Source organism: Amycolatopsis sp. NPDC003865, assembly GCF_053605345.1.
The window spans coordinates 183,634-199,922 of sequence record NZ_JBSGJA010000014.1; the positions used below are offsets into that span (position 1 = coordinate 183,634).

Consider the following 16,289-nt stretch of genomic DNA (forward strand, 5'->3'; position numbering starts at 1 on the left):
TCCGGGCCTGGTCGTCAGAAGTGCGCTGGACCGCTACCCGGTTGTCTACCGTAGTGGGGGTAACCCTACGGTCAACAGCTACTTCCGGTGGGTACCGGGGCCCGGCTCGTGGCCGGACCCCGGTACCTCCCAGGTCATCTGGAACGAGGGGAAAGAAGAGGCGGGACGAGCCCTACTTCTTCTGCTCCCACTCGCCGGCGTTCCACAGGACACCGTTGTAGGACTGCATGTACACGCGGTCGATGCCCTTGAACGCCCACATGCTCGGCGTCTGGAACAGCGGGAGCGTCGCGTACTTGTCCGCGATGGCCTTGTCGGCGGCCTGGTAGCTCTGGAGCTTGACCTGCTCGTCCGTCGCCTTCACGGCCTCGGTGAAGGCCGCGTCGATCTTCGGGTCGCACAGGTTCTGGTAGTTCTGGTCGCCGCCGTTGTCCTTGCAGACGTAGATGGAACGCGACTGCGACTTGAACGGAGCCGACGACCAGCCGAACAGCGCGATGTCGTAGTCACCGGTCGAAACGCGGCCACCCTTGAGGAAGTTGGCGTCGGTCTCGTCCTTGACCTCGATACCGGCCGCCTTGGCCTGCGAGATGATGATCTCGACGGTCTGGCTGCGGCGGGCGTTCTGGTTGTGCGTGATCTTGAACGAAGCCCGCTGGCCGCCCTTGGCGAAGATGCCGTCGGCACCCTTCGCCCAGCCCGCGTCGGTCAGCGTCTTCGCCGCCGCCTCGGCGCCCAGGCCGGCCTTGCTGCCGTACAGGTCGGTGTAGCCCTCTTCACCCTGGAAGAACACGATCGAGTTCAGCGGGGCCGCGTCGGCCTGGACTTCCTTGAGCAGCTTGTCGGTGATCGCCTTGCGGTCGACGACCTCGAAGAACGCCTTGCGGAGCGCGTCGTCCTTGAACATGCGGTTGAACTGCAGGTCAAGGTGCTCGTAGGTCAGCTGCGGGGCCGAACCGTAGGTCACGCCCTGCGCCGCGAGGCCCTTCATCGTGTTGGCCGCGGTGGCGTCCGGCTGGGTCGACGCCGCGACGTCGATCTCACCGTTCTGCAGCGCGGTCGCCATGGCCTTGGTGTCTTCCATGGCGCGGACCACGATCTTGGCCGGGCCGCCCTTGCCGCCCGCCCAGTTCGGGTTCTTCACCAGCGTGACGGACTTCTGGTTCGCGTCGAACGCGTCGATCATGTACGGCCCGGAAGCCGGCATGAGGGCCTTGTCGAAGCCCTTCCACTTGTTCGTCCAGAAGTCACCGGCCTTGGACAGCAGAGCCGGGTCGCCGGTCGGCGCCAGCTTGGTGATGTCCGGGATGCCGGTCTGCTTCTCGAGGATGTGCGCCGGGAGGATCGAGACGCCGGAGAACAGGCCCTTGTAGTCGAGGTACGGCTCGCTGTAGTCCGTCTCGAAGGTCAGGTTGTCCTTGCAGGTGGCGGTCTTGATCTTGTCGTAGCCCGTGGTCGAAGCGGCGTTGAACGGGTTCTTGCCGTCCGTGCCCTTCGCCTGGCCGCTCTGCGACAGCCAGTTCAGGTACAGGTCCTTGCAGTCGAAGGCCTCGTTGTCCGACCACTTGAGGTTCGGCCGGATCTTGTAGGTGACGACCTGCGGGTCCTTGGAGGTCACGTCGACCGAGTCGAACATGTCCTTGTTGAGCAGGATCTTGTTGTTGCCGTCGAGGACGAAGGAGTCTTCGAGGACGGCGGTCAAGATGTAGGTGTTGTACGAGCTGTTGGTGTCCGGGGTGTTGTTGTTGTACCCGGAGTACCCGTCGTCGATCCCGACCGTGACCGTGCCGTCCCAGCCCTTGACGTCCGCGAGCTTGAACGTGTCACCCTGCTCGGCCTTGCCGACCGCCATCGCCTTGACGTCGGTCGACGACCCGTTCTGGTCGGTGCTGCCCGAGCCCGAGTCGCCACCGCTGCAGGCGCTCAGCAGCAGCGAGGCGCCTGCGACGAGCGACAAGGCGGAGACTGCTTTGGTTCTCCTCATGAAGTGTGCCCTCCTAGCACTGAGCCCTTGAATTGTGACAAGGACCCACACCGCTCCGGTTTGGTGCCGGAGCCTACGACACGCCAAGCGACACTCAACTGGCGCACTGCGGGAGCACGCTAGAAAGGAAAAGCACCGACAGTCACCAGTTCAGGGTCGATCGTGACCAAAGGGTGACTTCCAGCCGACATCCAGAAATACGACGGTTACCTCACGGATTCACGGAGTCCCACTCGAAGGCGTGCGTCAAGATCACCCGGTAGTACTGAATGCGTAGCCGAGCGATTACTTCGGGCCGCGAGTCCAGTTCACGGCGGACCCGAACGGGCCCACCATCGGAGGACCCGGCGTTACGCCGGAGATGCCCGAACCGATCGCCAGGGTGTCAGCCGATTGGAACAGCGGAATCACCACGTTCTGCCGCCAAAGTTCAGGCTCAAGGGTGGTCAGCGCTTCGGTGATCGGCGTCGATCCGGACAGCGCCGCGTCGATCGACGGCTGCAGCGCCGGATCGCAGAAGCCCGCCGAATTGCCCGGAACGACGGGTTTCGTCCGGTCGGCACCGGTGGCCGTCTGCTCGGGGCGGCAGCCGAAGGTCGAGGCGAGGACCGACGCCGTGTCGCCGCCGACCGCCTGCGGCACGACCGCGATGTCGACACCCACGTTGCCCGCCGAGTCGCCGGTCGGCTGCTGGACCCCGGAGACGACCGGCATCGCGAGCAGGCCGGCGAACAGGTCGCGCGGCTGCGGCGTGATCGCGTTGACCTCGATGCCCTGCGCGGCCAGCTGGCCGGTGAGCTCCTTGGCGATCGTCGCGTACGGCTCCTGGGTGCCCGGCGAGGCGATGACCAGCGAGAGCGCCTTGCCGTTCTTGCGCCAGGTGCCCGCGGTCTTGGTGTAGCCGGCCGCCTTCAGCGACTCCTCGGCCTTCGCCACGTCGGGCGCGGTGGGCGGGCCGGGCGGGATGGTCGCGGCGTAGCCCTTCACCGACGGCGCCGTCACCTGCGCGTCGGCGTGCAGCTGCGACGACGGGCCGCCGTTGACGCCTTCGGTGATCAGCTTGGCCCGGTCGATCAGCGCGGCGATCCCGGCCCGCACCTGGGTGTCCTGCAGGGTGGCGCTGACCGGGCGCAGGAGCACGTCGGCCACCAGCGGCCGGGCCACGGTGTGCAGCTTGACGGCCGGGCCGAGGTCGCCGAGCCGCTTGAGCTGGTCGCCGGTGGTCCTGGCCAGCGCGAACTGGTCGTTGCCGCTCTGCAGCGCGGCCAGCAGGGTCTGCGGGTCCGACCGGCGCAGCACGATCCGGTCGATCGCGGCGGGCTTCTCCCAGTAGCGCTCGTTGCGCTCGAGGATGACCTCGCCGCGGGCGGTGTCGAGGCTCTTGATCGAGAACGGGCCGGCGATGGCCGGGAAGTTCGAGGCCAGCGCCCCGCGCCAGCCGTCGGGCGCGTCCTTGAGCAGGTGGGCGGGCAGCAGGTCGGAGAAGAGCGTCTGCCAGCCGGGGTAGGGCTTGGCGAAGGTGACCTCGACGCGCTTGCCGCCTTCGCGGGACTGCAGGTCGGTGATCTGCCGGTAGCCGGCGGGCTCGATCACGCCGGGCTGGTCGCGCAGCTGGGTGCGCAGGTAGTCGAAGTCCTCGGCGGCGATGGGCGCGCCGTCGGACCAGGACGCGTCCGGCCGGATCTCGTAGGCGACCACGAACGGCTGCTGCGAGACGACCTCGGCGGACTTCATCAGGTTCTTGTCGAGCTGGACGCTGCCGTCGTCCTTCTGGCGGAACACCGAGGGCAGCAGCAGCTGCGACAGCGCCGAGGTGACCTGCGAGGAGTCGGCGAGGTTGTGCGGGTTGTACCCGCCGAGCACGTCGTCGACGCCGACGACGATCTGCGACGGCGTCTTCCCGGTGGTCGAGGCGGGCGGCACCGACGACGACACCACCGGTGGCGGCGGGGTGTTCGAGCAGGCGGTGACCAGCACGGTCGCGAGCGCCAGTACCGGCACCGCCTTGCGATTCACCCGCACGCCCCGTTCCTCCCCAGATTCCGCCGATCGGGTCAGCCATGCTCCCACGGCCGCGTCCGCGGCCGGAACCGAGATTCCCACACCCGGATCGGCCGGGTCCGGCACCCCTGGGTGCCGCTATGGGAAAGGACGCGCGGAGAGCCGTCCGGGTTCCCGGACCGTTCCGGAACGGCGGAACGAACACGCGCCGGACACGGTGCGGTATTCACGCGGTGGTGAACACCAGCCATCGACCCCTATAAAGATATAAGGAGAAGAACGGCGGAATTCGTGACGTCCCGTCGGCCTATTCTCCACCCAGGGTGACGGATGGGCAACGCAAAAACCTCCCGGCGCGGAACGCCGGGAGGTTTTTGCGCTATTCGCCGATCAGGCGTTGTCGCGGCTCTTCGCGCGCGAACGCTCCTTCGCGCGGGTATTGACGTCCAAAGTCACCTTCCGGACGCGGACGACATCGGGCGCGACTTCGACGCACTCGTCGACCGAGCAGAACTCCAGCGCCTCTTCCAGGCCCATCTTGCGCGGCCGGGCCAGCGTCTCCATCACGTCGGCGGAGGACTGACGCATGTTCGTCAGCTTCTTCTCCTTGGTGATGTTGATGTCGAGGTCCTCGAAGCGCGGGTTCTCGCCCACGACCATGCCCTCGTACACCTCGGCGCCCGGCTCGACGAAGAACGTGCCGCGGTCGGCCAGCTGGATCATCGCGTACGCGGTGACCGGGCCGGTGCGGTCGGCGACCAGCGAGCCGCTGTGGCGGGTGCGGATCTCGCCCGCCCACGGGAAGTAGCCCTCGAACACGTGGTTCGCGATGCCGGTGCCGCGGGTCTCGGTGAGGAAGTCGGTGCGGAAGCTGATCAGGCCGCGCGACGGGAGCACGTACTCCAGCTTGATCCGGCCGGTGCCGTTGCCGCTCATGTCCTCCATGCGGCCCTTGCGGGCGGCCAGGAGCTGGGTGATCGCGCCGAGGTGCTCCTCCGGCGAGTCGATGTAGAGGCGCTCGAACGGCTCGTGCAGCTTGCCGTCGATCGTGCGCAGGACCACCTGCGGCTTGCCGACGGTCAGCTCGAAGCCCTCGCGGCGCATCTGCTCGACCAGGATGGCCAGCGCCAGCTCGCCACGGCCCTGGACCTCCCAGGTGTCCGGGCGCTCGGTCGGCAGGACGCGGATCGAGACGTTACCGATCAGCTCCTGGTCCAGGCGGGCCTTGACCAGGCGCGCGGTGACCTTGTCGCCGCCGTTGCGCCCCGCCAGCGGCGAGGTGTTGACGCCGATGGTCATCGAGATCGCGGGCTCGTCGACGGTGATCCGGGGCAGCGCCACCGGGTTGTCGACGTCGGCGAGCGTGTCGCCGATCGTGATGTCCGGGATGCCCGCGATGGCGACGAGCTCGCCCGCGCTGGCCTCGGTCGCCGGGACGCGGGTGAGCGCCTCGGTGACCAGCAGCTCGGAGATGCGGACGTTCTGCGTCGTGCCGTCCTCGCGCATCCAGGCCACGGTCTGGCCCTTGCGCAGCTTGCCGGCGTGGATGCGGATCAGCGCGATGCGGCCGAGGAAGTTGGACGCGTCGAGGTTGGTGACCAGCGCCTGCAGCGGCGCGTCGAGGTCGGCGGCCGGCGGCGGCACGTGGCGCAGCAGCGTGTCGAACAGCGGGTCGAGGTTCTCGCTCTCGGGGATCTCCCCGTCGGCGGGCTGCTCCAGGCTCGCCTTGCCGGCGCGCGCGGAGGCGTAGACGACCGGGAGGTCGAGGATCGCGTCGTGGTCGGCGTCCTCGATGTCGCTGGCCAGCTCGAGCAGCAGGTCGTGGGTCTCCTCGACGACCTCGGCGATCCGGGCGTCCGGCCGGTCGGTCTTGTTGACCAGCAGGATCACCGGCAGGCCGGCTTCGAGGGTCTTGCGCAGCACGAACCGGGTCTGCGGCAGCGGGCCCTCGGACGCGTCGACCAGCAGCACGACGCCGTCGACCATGGCCAGGCCGCGCTCGACCTCGCCGCCGAAGTCGGCGTGGCCGGGGGTGTCGATGACGTTGATCGTCACCTGGCCCTCGGGCGTCTGGCGGTGGATCGAGGTGTTCTTCGCGAGGATGGTGATGCCCTTTTCGCGCTCCAGCTCCCCGGAGTCCATGACGCGGTCGACGACCTCGGCGCGCTCGGCGAAGGCGCCGGACTGGCGCAGCATCGCGTCGACGAGGGTGGTCTTGCCGTGGTCGACGTGGGCGACGATCGCGACGTTGCGCAGGTCGGGCCGGGTCTTACCGGTCGGCCGGCCGGTTTCGACGGTAGCGCTGGCTGCGGGCACGCGAGAACTCCTGAACTTCAAGGGGTGGGTGGCCGCGCAAGCCGTTCAGGCATCCCGTGACCGGCTCTGGTCACACGCGGACCTCACCCAGGATACCTGCCACCCCATTGTGAGCGGCCCCACGCCCCCGTGACGGTTAGGCTGACCTAACGTGGAAACCCGGTGAAGGTCGCCGATCCGGAAGGTGCGTGCGCGTGGGCAAGAAGCCGAAAGACCCGCGGAAGGTCGTGCGCAAGCTCATGAAGGCCGGCAAGGTCAAGAAGAAGTGCTGCCGGTCGAAGCCGCGCTGCAAGAAGTGCCCGGTATTGGCTCTGAAGAGGGCGAAGGAAGACCTGGCCGCCTAATGCGGTACCGCCTCGTTGAGCAAGCGCAGCTCCGGGGCGGTCTTGGTCGGCGAGAACTCGATCACCTCGTACTGCGCCAGGTGCTTCACGCAGAAGGGGTCGGACGCCAGGATCGCGTCCAGCTTCCCGCGGGACATGGGGCGCGTGATGATCACGCCGCCGGTGCGCGGGTTCCGCCGTCCCGACGCCAGGAAGTGGCCGTGCTCGTACTGCTTGTTCAGCCACTCGGCGTGGTCCGGGAGCGCGTAGTCGATTTCCTCGATGGGTGCTGTGTAGTTCAGCAGGACGACATACATGGTTAGACGGTAGACCCGCACGCCGCTTCGCGCCTATGCTCGCCGTATGCGCATGCAGACGTCCAGCTGGTGGCCGCCCTCGGCGGCCGTCCCAGTCCTGCGCTGATCACCAGCGGCCGCCCCGGACGGGCGGCCTTTTTCGTGCCTTCTCCGGGGTGGCCCCACCTCGGAGGGAATCCCATGAGCAAGCTGTCCGGCATCACCCCGTCCGGCCACGTCCACCTCGGCAACTACCTCGGCGCGGTGCGCCGCTGGGCTCGCGAGGGCGGCGCGGACGACCTGTACTTCGTCGCCGACCTGCACGGCATGACGACGCCGCACAACCCGGCGAAACTCCGATCACTGGCGCGCGAACAGCTGGCGGTGCTGATCGCCGCCGGCATCGATCCCGAGCGGGTGTTCGTCCAATCCGACCTGGCCCGCGAGCTGGGCGCGCTGACCTGGGTCCTGGAGTGCACCTGCAACTACGGCGAAGCCGCGCGCATGATCCAGTTCAAGGAGAAGTCGAAGGGACAGGCGGGCGTCCGGCTGTCGCTGCTGACGTACCCGGCGCTGATGGCCGCGGACATCCTGCTGCAGGGCGCGGACGAGGTGCCGGTCGGCGAGGACCAGCGCCAGCACGTCGAGCTGACGCGCACGCTGGCCAAGCGCTTCAACGGCACGTACGGCGACGTGTTCACCATCCCGCGGGCGGTGCTGCCGCCGGCGGGCGCGCGGGTGAAGGACCTGGCCGACCCGACGCGCAAGATGTCGAAGTCGGCGCGGGACGCGGCGGGCGTGGTGTTCGCGCTGGACGAGCCCGACCAGATCCGCCGCAAGATCCGCCGTGCCGTCACCGACGGCGGGACGGTGCCGGTGCACGCGCCGGACACCCGGCCCGGGATGGCGAACCTGCTGGAGATCCTGGCCGCGTGCCGGGGCGGCTCGCCTGCCGACCTGGCCGAGGAGTTCACCTCGTACGGAGCGGTGAAGGACGCGGTCGCGGACGCGGTGATCGAGGAGCTGCGCCCGCTGCGTTCGCGGGCGGTGACGCTGCTGGAGGACGTCGCGGAGCTGGACCGGGTCCGCAAGGCGGGCGCGGAGCGGGCTCGCGAGCGCGGCTCCCACCGGCTCGACGCGGCCCTGCGGATGATCGGGGCTAACTGAGGAGCGCGCGCAGGGCCGGGAGCAGGATCCGGTCGGCGGGCAGCCAGTCGACGTCGTCGAGGTCGTCGGGCCCGAGCCACCGCACGGCGGTGTGCTCGACGGCCCGCGGCTCCTCGCCGGGCGAAACCAGCGTCGCGGCGTAGATGCGCAGGACCTTCTCGCCGGGCAGCGGGACGTCTTCCCCGACGCGCTCGCCGACCTCGATGACGACGTCGAGCTCCTCGCTGCACTCGCGGGCCAGTGCGAAGGCTTCGGACTCGCCGTCCTCGACCCGGCCACCGGGCAGTTCCCACTGCCCGGTGTGCTTCGGCGGCCAGGCCCGCTGCTGGGCGAGCAGCTTGCCGTCCCGCACCAGGGCGGCACCCACGATCACACCGTTCACAGCCCCGGAATCTACCCGGAAGCCCCGCGGCGGGCCGTCTCGCCGCCGCCGTCCGCGCGCCAGACGACGACGAACCGCGCGCCGCCGTCCGGGGACTCGCCCACCTGGACCCGGCCCCCGCGGCGCCGGACCGTCTCCGCCACCATCGCCAGCCCCAGACCCGTCCCGCCGGAGGACCGGGCCCGGTCGTCGGCGATCCGGTAGAACCGGTCGAACACCTTCTCGCGGTGCTCCGGCGCGATGCCCGGGCCGTCGTCGTCGACCACCACCCGGACCGACGACCGCGACGCCAGCACCGACACCACGATCTCCCCGCGCGCGTAGCGGCACGCGTTGCGCAGCAGGTTGTCCAGCACCAGCTCCACCTCGGCGTGCGCCGCCGACGCCCAGGCCTGCGCGACCGCGTTGCTCACCCGCGTCTCCGGCGCCCCCGCCGGCAGCCGCGCGACCGCCGCACGCACCTCGCTGACCAGCTCGACCGGCTCCGCCGCGGGCACCTCCCCCGCGTCCGAACGGGCCAGTGACAACAGCCCGTCCAGCAGCGACGACAGCCGTTCGGCCTCGGTCAGGATGTCCGACAGCGTCTCCTGGGCCAGCTCGGGATCCGGGTTGGTCACCGCGACCTCGGCCTGCACGCGGATCGACGCGACCGGCGACCGCAGTTCGTGCGCCGCGTCGCCGGTGAACCGCCGGAGCCGGTCGCTCGCCTGCTCCTGCCGCTCCAGCAGCGCGTTGAACTCCTCCGCCAGCGCGCGCAGCTCGTCGTGCGAGTCCGGCAGCGCCAGCCTCGCCCCCGGCGGCAGCGCGCGCACCGAACCCCGCATGCGCGCGACCGGCCGCAGTGACAGCCGCACCACCAGCCACGTCGCGAACCCGGCGACCAGCGCCCCCACCGACGCGACGACCACCAGCCACACCCCGCCGTAGTGCACCGCCGCGGAGAACCCGACCAGCCCGGCCCCGGCGACGACCAGCCGCTGCGACCCGTCGGGCGCGCTGACGACCGTGCCCAGGAACCGCGCCCCGTCGCGCTGCACCGGCTGCCCCGCCTTGAGCGTCGAGATGTCGGGCGACGCGAGACCGGTCGGATTGCCGCCGTCGACCGGCGTGCCCGCGATGTCGAGCACCCGCAGCGTCACCGGCGCCGCGCCGGACAGCGGGCGGCCCGCGCTCACCTCCGCGCTCGCCGGGCCGAGCGCGGCCGAAAGCTCGCGGTCGACCGAGCCGATGAGCAGCGGGGAGAGGTTCGACGCGGCCAGCGCGGCCAGCCCGAGCAGGCAGGCCAGGGTGATCGTCGCGGCCAGCAGGGTGATCCGGACCTGCAGGGACCGGCCCCGCCACCAGGAGTTCACGGGGTGATGACCTCGTCGAGCTGCGCGTCGGAGGCCAGGTAGCCGTGCCCGCGCACGGTCCGCAGCAGCGCGCCCGCGCCGACGGCGTCCAGCTTGCGTCGCACGTATCCGACGTACACCTCGACGAGGTTGCGGGTGACGGCCTGCTCCTCGCCCCAGACCGCGCGCAGCAGCTCGTCCTTCGTGACGACCGTGCCGGCGCGACCGACGAGCACCTCGAGCAGCGCGAACTCGCGCGGGCTGAGCCCGACCTCTTCGCCGTTCCAGTGCACCTGCCGCAGCCCGCGGTCGACCTCCAGCGCGCCCAGCCGCAGCGTGCCGCGGCCCGCTTCCGGCCCGGCGCGGCGCAGGGTCGCGCGGACCTGCGCGACCAGCACGACGAAGGAGAACGGCTTGACGAGGTAGCCGTCGGCGCCGAGGTCCAGGCCGTCGGCCTGGTCGATCTCGCCGTCCTTGGCCGAGACGAGCAGCACCGGCGTCATCACGCCGTCCTTGCGCAGGCGCTCCAGCACGCGGTAGCCGGACAGGCCCGGCAGCATGATGTCGAGCAGGATGACGTCGAACGAGCCCGTGCTCGCCAGCTGCAGGCCGGTGGGGCCGTCCGCGGCGGTGACCACGTCCATGTCCTCCGCCCGCAGCCCGCGTTGCAGTGCTTTCCGCACGCCCGGTTCGTCGTCGACCACCAGCACCCGAGGTTTCACGAGGTTCATCATGGCCGGTTTCCGCAGGTCGTGCGTCAGCTCTCAGCACGATCTCAGCCGGAGAGGGAGAACCTTCAGGGGTATCTCAGTCTCGAGAGGGAAGCGTCGGTGCCGGGAAGCCGGGCACACTCGAGCCCGGGAACACCACAGGGAGAGACGCATGAAACCGAAGACGAAGGGCATCACCGCCGCGGTCGTCGGCACCGCGCTCGGTGCGGGCGGGCTCGCGTTCATCGCGATGCCGGCCAGCGCCGACGACAAGCCGGCGCTGCCGCAGGTGAGCGCCGAGGACCTGGTGCAGTCGGTCATGACGGCCAAGCCGGGCGCGTTCGACGGCACGGTGAAGATCAGCAACGACCTGGGGCTGCCGTCGGTGGGGAGCGCGCTGCCGGGGGCGTCGGCGCTGAACATCGACTCGGCGCACATCTTCAGCGACGGCGCCGGCAAGAGCCGCCTGGCCGCCACGCAGGGCGCGAGCCAGGAGACCGTGGTCCACGACGGCACGACGGTCTGGGACTACAGCTCCAAGACGAACACCGCGACGAAGGTGACCATCCCGGCCGACGTGGCCAAGCAGAAGGGCGCGGGCAGCGAGAAGCTGGCCGACCCGGTCGCGGCGTCGACCGAGCTGCTGGCGAAGGTCCGCGAGAGCAGCACGGTGTCGGTCGACGGCACCGCCACCGTCGCCGACCGCCCGGCCTACGAGCTGGTCCTGACGCCGAAGCCGAGCGAGCGGACGCTGCTGCGCGAGATCCGCGTCGCGGTCGACTCGCAGACGCGGATGCCGCTGCGGGTGTCGGTGCTGAGCAACGGCACGTCGACGCCGGCGCTCGAGGTCGCCTTCAGCGAGATCCAGTTCACGCAGCAGCCGGCCGACCTCTTCACCTTCACCCCGCCGAAGGGCGCCAAGGTGCAGGAGAAGACGCCGACGGTCGACCAGGAGCACAAGGACCTGGCCGAGCAGGCCAAGCAGGACACCAAGATCGTCGGTGACGGCTGGGACACCGTCGTCACCGGCAAGGTCCCGGCGGACGCGCTGAACGCGGCGCCGAAGCAGCAGTCCGGCCGTGAAGGCCGGGGCGGCAACGCCGACCCGAAGGCGCTGCTCGAGCGGTTCGCCAAGAAGGTCAACGGTGCGTGGGGCAGCGGCTACCTCGTCACCACGAAGGTGGGCAGCGCGGTGCTGACCGACGACGGCCGCTTCGCCGCCGGCGCGGTGCCGGAGCAGGTCCTGTACGAAGCGCTGGGTCAGAAGTGACCAGCACGGCCATCGAGTCCGGGGCGGACGTCTCTTCGGAGGCGTCCGCCCCGGCGGTCCCGCTGGCCGCGCGCACGCGGGGGTTGCGCAAGGTCTACGGCAGCACCGTCGCGGTCGACCACGTCGACCTCGACATCCCGGAGGGCGCGGTCGTCGGGATGCTCGGGCCGAACGGCTCGGGCAAGACGACCACCATCCGGATGCTGCTCGGCCTGGTCCGGCCGACCGAGGGCGAGGTCGAGCTGCTCGGCCGGCCGATGCCGGACGCGGCGGCGCACGCGCTGCCGGACGTCGGCGCGCTGGTCGAGGGGCCGGGCTTCCACCCGTTCCTGTCCGGGCGCGACAACCTGCTGCGCTTCGCCGCGGCGGAACCGCGGCTGACGTCGGCGGGGATCCCGGCGGCGGTGGACGCCGCGCTGGAGCGCGTCGGGCTGACCGGCGCGGCGCGGCGCCGCTACAAGGGCTATTCGCTCGGCATGAAGCAGCGGCTCGGGCTCGCTTCGGCGTTGCTCGTGCCGCGGAAGATGGTCGTGCTCGACGAGCCGACCAACGGCCTCGATCCTGCGGGTACCAGGGAGATCCGCAGGATCGTGGCCGAGCTGCACGCGGCCGGCGTCACGGTGCTGGTGTCGTCGCACCTGCTGGCCGAGGTGGAGGCGACGTGCACGCACGTGGCCGTGCTGCAGGCCGGCAACGTCGTCGCGCAGGGCGAGCTGGCCGAGCTGCTGGAGTCCGGCAACGCGGCGCTGCTGGTCCGCACGCCGGACGCGGAGCAGGCGGTGGAGGTGCTGCGGGAGCAGCGGATCGGCGTCCGGCTGACCCCGGACGGCGTCCGCGCGGACCTGACGGCGACCGAGGCACCGCGCGTGCTGCAGGTCCTGGTGGGCGCGGGGGTCGCGGTCCACGAGGCGACGCGGGCCCGCACCGGGCTCGAAGACCTGTTCGCGCGGCTGACGGAGGGGGCGGAATGACAGCGGTCCTCGAGGCACCGGCGGCCCGCACGGGGCACGACACGGTGCCGTTGCCGCGGCTGCTGGCCGCGGAACTGCGCTGGATCTTCCGGCGGCCGCGCACGCTGGCCGTGCTGGGGCTGCTGGCGCTGATCCCGGTGGTGATCGGCATCGGCCTGACGCTGGTCAGCGGGACGCCCGACGCCGGTGGCCCGAACCCCGACGGAGCGCTGCTGGCGTCCGCGGTGAACAACGCGTTCGTGCTGCCGATCGCGGCGATCGTGATGTCCCTGGCGTTGCTGCTGCCCTTGGCGTCGGCGATGGCGGGCGCGGACGCGATCGCGGGCGAGACGGCGCACGGAACCCTGCGCGGCTGGCTGATCGCCCCGGTCGGGCGAGGCCGCCTGCTGGCGGTCAAGGCGTTCGGCGTCGCGACGGTGTCGGTGGTCTCGGTGCTGGCGATGTGCGTGACGGGCGTGGTGACCGGCCTGATCATCAACGGGACGGATTCGCTGTTCACGCTGTCGGGCACGACGCTGTCCCTGGGCGGCGCGCTGGCCCGCATCCTGCTGGTGGCGGGCTGGGTGGTGCTGCAGCTGTGGGCGGTCGGCGCGGTGGCGCTGGCGATCTCCAGCTGGACGGAGCACCCGATGCTGGTGGTGGCGTCGGTGCTGGCGGGCGACATCGTGTTCACGATCCTCGGGTTCCTGACGTCGCTGGACTGGCTGCACCCGTTCCTGCTGACGCAGAACTGGTCGATGGCCCCGGCGGAGGTGCTGCAGGACCCGATGGGCGGGCAGCTGCTGGGCGAAGGCGCGCTGCGCGCGGCGTGCTACATCGTGATCGGGCTGTCGCTGGCCTACGCCCGGCTGTCCACCCGCGACGGCTGAGGGTTCTTCCCGGACGGCGTCAGCCGACCAGCGCGACGCCGTCCGGGTCGAACTCCAGCTTCACCGCGTCACCGGCCCGAAGGTCCGACGCCGCCGGGGCGACCGCGTCCACAGTGGACTCCTCGAGTTTCACGACGAGCCGCACGTGCTCCCGGCGGTGCACGGCCGCCACGACCTCGCCCGGCACCCCTTCGGCCGCCACCCGCAGCGCGTGCGGCCGCAATCCCAGCCGCACCGGGCCGTCCTTCACCTCCGGCAAGACGACGTCGCCCAGCGCCGTGTGCGCGACGCCGCCGGCCGCGGTACCCGCCACGAACGTCGTCACCCCCAGGAAGCGGGCCACGTCGTCGTCCGCCGGGTTGCGCCACACCCGCCGGACCGCGCCCTCCTGGCGCACTTCGCCCGCGTCGAGCACCGCGACCCGGTCGGCCAGCGTGAACGCCTCTTCCTGGTCGTGCGTCACCAGCAGTGCCGTGATCTTGCTGCGCCGCAACAGGTCCGCCAGGTCGATCGCCAGCTGCTCGCGCAACCCCGCGTCCAAACCGGACAGTGGCTCGTCCAGCAGCAGCAACCGCGGCTTCGGCGCCAACGCGCGCGCCAACGCCACTCGCTGGGCCTGCCCGCCGGACAGCTCCGTCACCCGCCGCTTCTCGAAACCCGCCAGGCCGACCAGTTCCAGCAGCTCGGCGACGCGCGGGGCCCACTGCGCCCGCGGCACACCGTGCATCCGCAGGCCGAACGCGATGTTCGCCGCGACGTCCCGGTGGGTGAACAGCTGGCCGTCCTGGAACACCAGGCCGAAGCCGCGTTTGTGCACCGGGACCGCGCCGAGGTCGTCGCCGTCCCAGCTCACCGTGCCGCGCGCCGACGGCTCCAGCCCGGTGATCGCGCGCAGCAGCGTCGACTTCCCCGAGCCCGACGGGCCGAGCAGCGCCAGCACTTCGCCGTCGGCGATGTCCAGCCGGACGTCGCGGACGGCCGCGAAGTCTCCGTAGTGGACAGTCAGGTCCCGCACCGACAGCGCCATCAGAACTCCCCCACCCGGCCGCGCCCGAGCCGGTCGATCAGCGCGACCGCCAGCACCGTCACGAGCATCAGCAGCGCGCACGCGGCGTACGCCATCTGGTTGTTCAGCTCCCCCGGGCGGCCCATCAGGGACGCGATCGCGACCGGCAGCGTCGGCGCGGTCGGCCGGGCGAGGAAGCTCGTCGCGCCGAACTCGCCGAGCGCGACGACGAACCCGAAGCCCGCGGCCGCGACCAGCGGCCGCAGCGCCAGCGGCAGGTCGATCTCCCGCCACACGCGCAGCGGGCTCGCGCCGAGGGTCGACGCGGCCTGCCGCAACCGGACGTCGACCGAGCGCAGCACCGGCAGCACTATCCGCACGATCAGCGGGATGATCACCAGCGCCTGCGCGAGCGGCACGAGGTAGGGCGACGTCCGGAGGTCGCCGGGCAGCGCGTCGAGCGTCACCAGGTAGCCGAACCCGACCGTCACCGCGGACACGCCGAGCGGCAGCATCAGGACGGCGTCCATGGTCTCGCCGAGCCCCCGCGCGGCTTTCGCGGGCGAGCGGCGCAGCGCCACCAGCACGACGGACGCGAGCACGCCGACGACCATCGCGAGCAGCGTCGCGTCGATCGCCACCTTCAGCGAGTTCACCGCGGCGTCCCAGCCGGACACCTGGAGTGCGCCCTTCTCGCCGGTCCCGCTCAGCGCGCGGTACCCGGCCAGGCTCCAGCCGTCCTCAGTGGACACCGATTCGGCGAGCAGCGCGACGATCGGCGTCACGAGCAACGCCAGGACGACCCCCGCGGCGCCGGCGACCCACCATTCGCCGCCCCGCGGCCGCCGTGGCCCGCCGGCCCCGATCCGCGCGCCGTCCCTGCGCCGGCGCGCCAGGCCGCCGAGCACCAGCGCGGCGACCACGGCCGCGAACTGGATCAGGGAAAGCGCCGCCGCGCCCGAAAGATCCAGGAGGTCCACCGTCCGCAGGTAGATCTCGGTTTCCAGGGTCCGGTAGCGCGCCCCGCCCAGGATCAGGACGACGCCGAAACTGGTGGCGCAGAACAGGAACACGACGGCCGCGGCGGACGCGATCGCCGGCGCCAGCGCGGGCAGCGTCACCGAGCGGAACGCGCGCCACGGCGACGCGCCGAGCGCGCGGGCGGCGTCGGTCGTCCGGGAGTCGAGCCGCGCCCACAGCCCGGCGACGGTCCGCGCGACGACGGCGACGTTGAAGAACGCGTTGGCCAGCACGATCGGCAGCACGCCGCCGTCCGGCCAGAGCGCCCGGAACGCCAGGCCGACGACGACGGTCGGCAGCACGAACGGCACCAGCACGAGCGTCCGCGCGAGGCCGACACCGGGCAGCCGCACCCGCGCGAGCAGGAACGCCACCGGCAGCCCGGCGACCACCGCGACCACGGTCGACGCGGCCGCGCTGGCGACGGTGAACCCGGCCAGCTGCCAGGTCCGCGCGTCGCCGAGGACGACGTCGAGCCCGCCCGCGGCGAACCCCCGGCCGATGATCGCCAGCACCGGCCAGGCGAAGAAGACGACCAGGAAGCCGATCGGGGCCAGGCCGAGCAGGGCCAGGCCGAAGCCGCGGGTTGTACTCGGCGGGGTTACGGCTTTCTTTTGGGGGCTCCGGGTGGCGAAGCCCCCGG

The 16,289-nt window shown here is 71.2% G+C and carries 14 protein-coding genes; 5 read left to right on the forward strand and 9 right to left on the reverse strand.

Features of this window, described 5'->3' with window-relative positions:
* Positions 1-172: 172 nt before the first annotated feature.
* The 3 genes from ACWEVP_RS30630 to typA all read right to left on the reverse strand — a co-directional run bounded on the left by ACWEVP_RS30630 (position 173) and on the right by typA (position 6,301).
* Entirely contained in the window at positions 173-1,984 is a 1,812-nt protein-coding gene (locus tag ACWEVP_RS30630; RefSeq protein ID WP_452066028.1) for an ABC transporter family substrate-binding protein, read from the reverse strand.
* A gap of 285 nt (positions 1,985-2,269) precedes the next feature.
* Positions 2,270-4,006, reverse strand: a complete 1,737-nt coding sequence (locus tag ACWEVP_RS30635) for an ABC transporter family substrate-binding protein (RefSeq protein ID WP_452066029.1) — start codon at positions 4,004-4,006, stop codon at positions 2,270-2,272.
* Positions 4,007-4,375: 369 nt separating this feature from the next.
* Positions 4,376-6,301 carry a translational GTPase TypA gene (gene typA / locus ACWEVP_RS30640; RefSeq protein ID WP_364453303.1) on the reverse strand — a complete coding sequence of 642 codons (1,926 nt, stop codon included), beginning with the start codon at positions 6,299-6,301 and terminating at the stop codon, positions 4,376-4,378.
* Positions 6,302-6,495: 194 nt separating this feature from the next.
* On the opposite strand from typA, the gene ACWEVP_RS30645 reads away from it, so the two are divergent.
* Positions 6,496-6,645, forward strand: coding sequence for a hypothetical protein (locus ACWEVP_RS30645; protein ID WP_452066030.1), 150 nt, complete (start codon positions 6,496-6,498; stop codon positions 6,643-6,645).
* On the opposite strand, the gene ACWEVP_RS30650 is transcribed toward ACWEVP_RS30645, so the two are convergent.
* Positions 6,642-6,941: a YciI family protein gene (locus tag ACWEVP_RS30650; protein WP_086677642.1), complete on the reverse strand. Its 300-nt coding sequence runs from the start codon at positions 6,939-6,941 to the stop codon at positions 6,642-6,644. The genes ACWEVP_RS30645 and ACWEVP_RS30650 overlap by 4 nt on opposite strands.
* Positions 6,942-7,121: 180 nt before the next feature.
* Between ACWEVP_RS30650 and trpS the strand changes: the two genes are divergently transcribed.
* A complete protein-coding gene (gene trpS, locus ACWEVP_RS30655; RefSeq protein WP_452066031.1) occupies positions 7,122-8,087 on the forward strand; it encodes a tryptophan--tRNA ligase in 966 nt (321 codons plus the stop codon).
* Here the strand turns inward: trpS and ACWEVP_RS30660 are convergent.
* From ACWEVP_RS30660 to ACWEVP_RS30670, 3 genes are read right to left on the reverse strand one after another with little or no spacing between them, the layout of a single operon-like run.
* Positions 8,080-8,469, reverse strand: a complete 390-nt coding sequence (locus ACWEVP_RS30660; RefSeq protein WP_452066032.1) for a (deoxy)nucleoside triphosphate pyrophosphohydrolase — start codon at positions 8,467-8,469, stop codon at positions 8,080-8,082. The genes trpS and ACWEVP_RS30660 overlap by 8 nt on opposite strands.
* A gap of 11 nt (positions 8,470-8,480) precedes the next feature.
* A complete protein-coding gene (locus ACWEVP_RS30665; RefSeq protein ID WP_452066033.1) occupies positions 8,481-9,821 on the reverse strand; it encodes a sensor histidine kinase in 1,341 nt (446 codons plus the stop codon).
* Positions 9,818-10,534 carry a response regulator transcription factor gene (locus ACWEVP_RS30670; RefSeq protein ID WP_285476454.1) on the reverse strand — a complete coding sequence of 239 codons (717 nt, stop codon included), beginning with the start codon at positions 10,532-10,534 and terminating at the stop codon, positions 9,818-9,820. Before ACWEVP_RS30670 ends, ACWEVP_RS30665 begins: the two co-directional genes overlap by 4 nt.
* A gap of 148 nt (positions 10,535-10,682) precedes the next feature.
* Here ACWEVP_RS30670 and ACWEVP_RS30675 point away from each other — a divergent pair, with 148 nt between their 5' ends.
* From ACWEVP_RS30675 to ACWEVP_RS30685, 3 genes are read left to right on the forward strand one after another with little or no spacing between them, the layout of a single operon-like run.
* On the forward strand, positions 10,683-11,780 hold the full coding sequence (locus tag ACWEVP_RS30675; protein ID WP_452066034.1) for a LolA family protein: 1,098 nt from the start codon (positions 10,683-10,685) through the stop codon (positions 11,778-11,780).
* Positions 11,777-12,751, forward strand: a complete 975-nt coding sequence (locus ACWEVP_RS30680) for an ABC transporter ATP-binding protein (RefSeq protein ID WP_452066035.1) — start codon at positions 11,777-11,779, stop codon at positions 12,749-12,751. Before ACWEVP_RS30675 ends, ACWEVP_RS30680 begins: the two co-directional genes overlap by 4 nt.
* Positions 12,748-13,620 carry an ABC transporter permease gene (locus ACWEVP_RS30685; RefSeq protein WP_452066036.1) on the forward strand — a complete coding sequence of 291 codons (873 nt, stop codon included), beginning with the start codon at positions 12,748-12,750 and terminating at the stop codon, positions 13,618-13,620. The genes ACWEVP_RS30680 and ACWEVP_RS30685 overlap by 4 nt, the downstream gene beginning before the upstream one ends.
* A 19-nt stretch (positions 13,621-13,639) precedes the next feature.
* Here ACWEVP_RS30685 and ACWEVP_RS30690 read toward each other — a convergent pair whose 3' ends face one another.
* Positions 13,640-14,647, reverse strand: coding sequence for an ABC transporter ATP-binding protein (locus ACWEVP_RS30690; protein WP_452066037.1), 1,008 nt, complete (start codon positions 14,645-14,647; stop codon positions 13,640-13,642).
* On the reverse strand, positions 14,647-16,203 hold the full coding sequence (locus ACWEVP_RS30695; RefSeq protein WP_452066096.1) for an ABC transporter permease: 1,557 nt from the start codon (positions 16,201-16,203) through the stop codon (positions 14,647-14,649). The genes ACWEVP_RS30690 and ACWEVP_RS30695 overlap by 1 nt, the downstream gene beginning before the upstream one ends.
* Positions 16,204-16,289: the final 86 nt, after the last annotated feature.

Bases quoted from the DNA above. Each gene is read 5' to 3' on its own strand.
- ACWEVP_RS30675 (WP_452066034.1), top strand. From the start codon at position 10,683: ATGAAACCGAAGACGAAGGGCATCACCGCCGCGGTCGTCGGCACCGCG.
- ACWEVP_RS30670 (WP_285476454.1), bottom strand. From the start codon at position 10,534: ATGATGAACCTCGTGAAACCTCGGGTGCTGGTGGTCGACGACGAACCG.
- ACWEVP_RS30685 (WP_452066036.1), top strand. From the start codon at position 12,748: ATGACAGCGGTCCTCGAGGCACCGGCGGCCCGCACGGGGCACGACACG.
- ACWEVP_RS30630 (WP_452066028.1), bottom strand. From the start codon at position 1,984: ATGAGGAGAACCAAAGCAGTCTCCGCCTTGTCGCTCGTCGCAGGCGCC.
- ACWEVP_RS30690 (WP_452066037.1), bottom strand. From the start codon at position 14,647: ATGGCGCTGTCGGTGCGGGACCTGACTGTCCACTACGGAGACTTCGCG.
- ACWEVP_RS30650 (WP_086677642.1), bottom strand. From the start codon at position 6,941: ATGTATGTCGTCCTGCTGAACTACACAGCACCCATCGAGGAAATCGAC.
- trpS (WP_452066031.1), top strand. From the start codon at position 7,122: ATGAGCAAGCTGTCCGGCATCACCCCGTCCGGCCACGTCCACCTCGGC.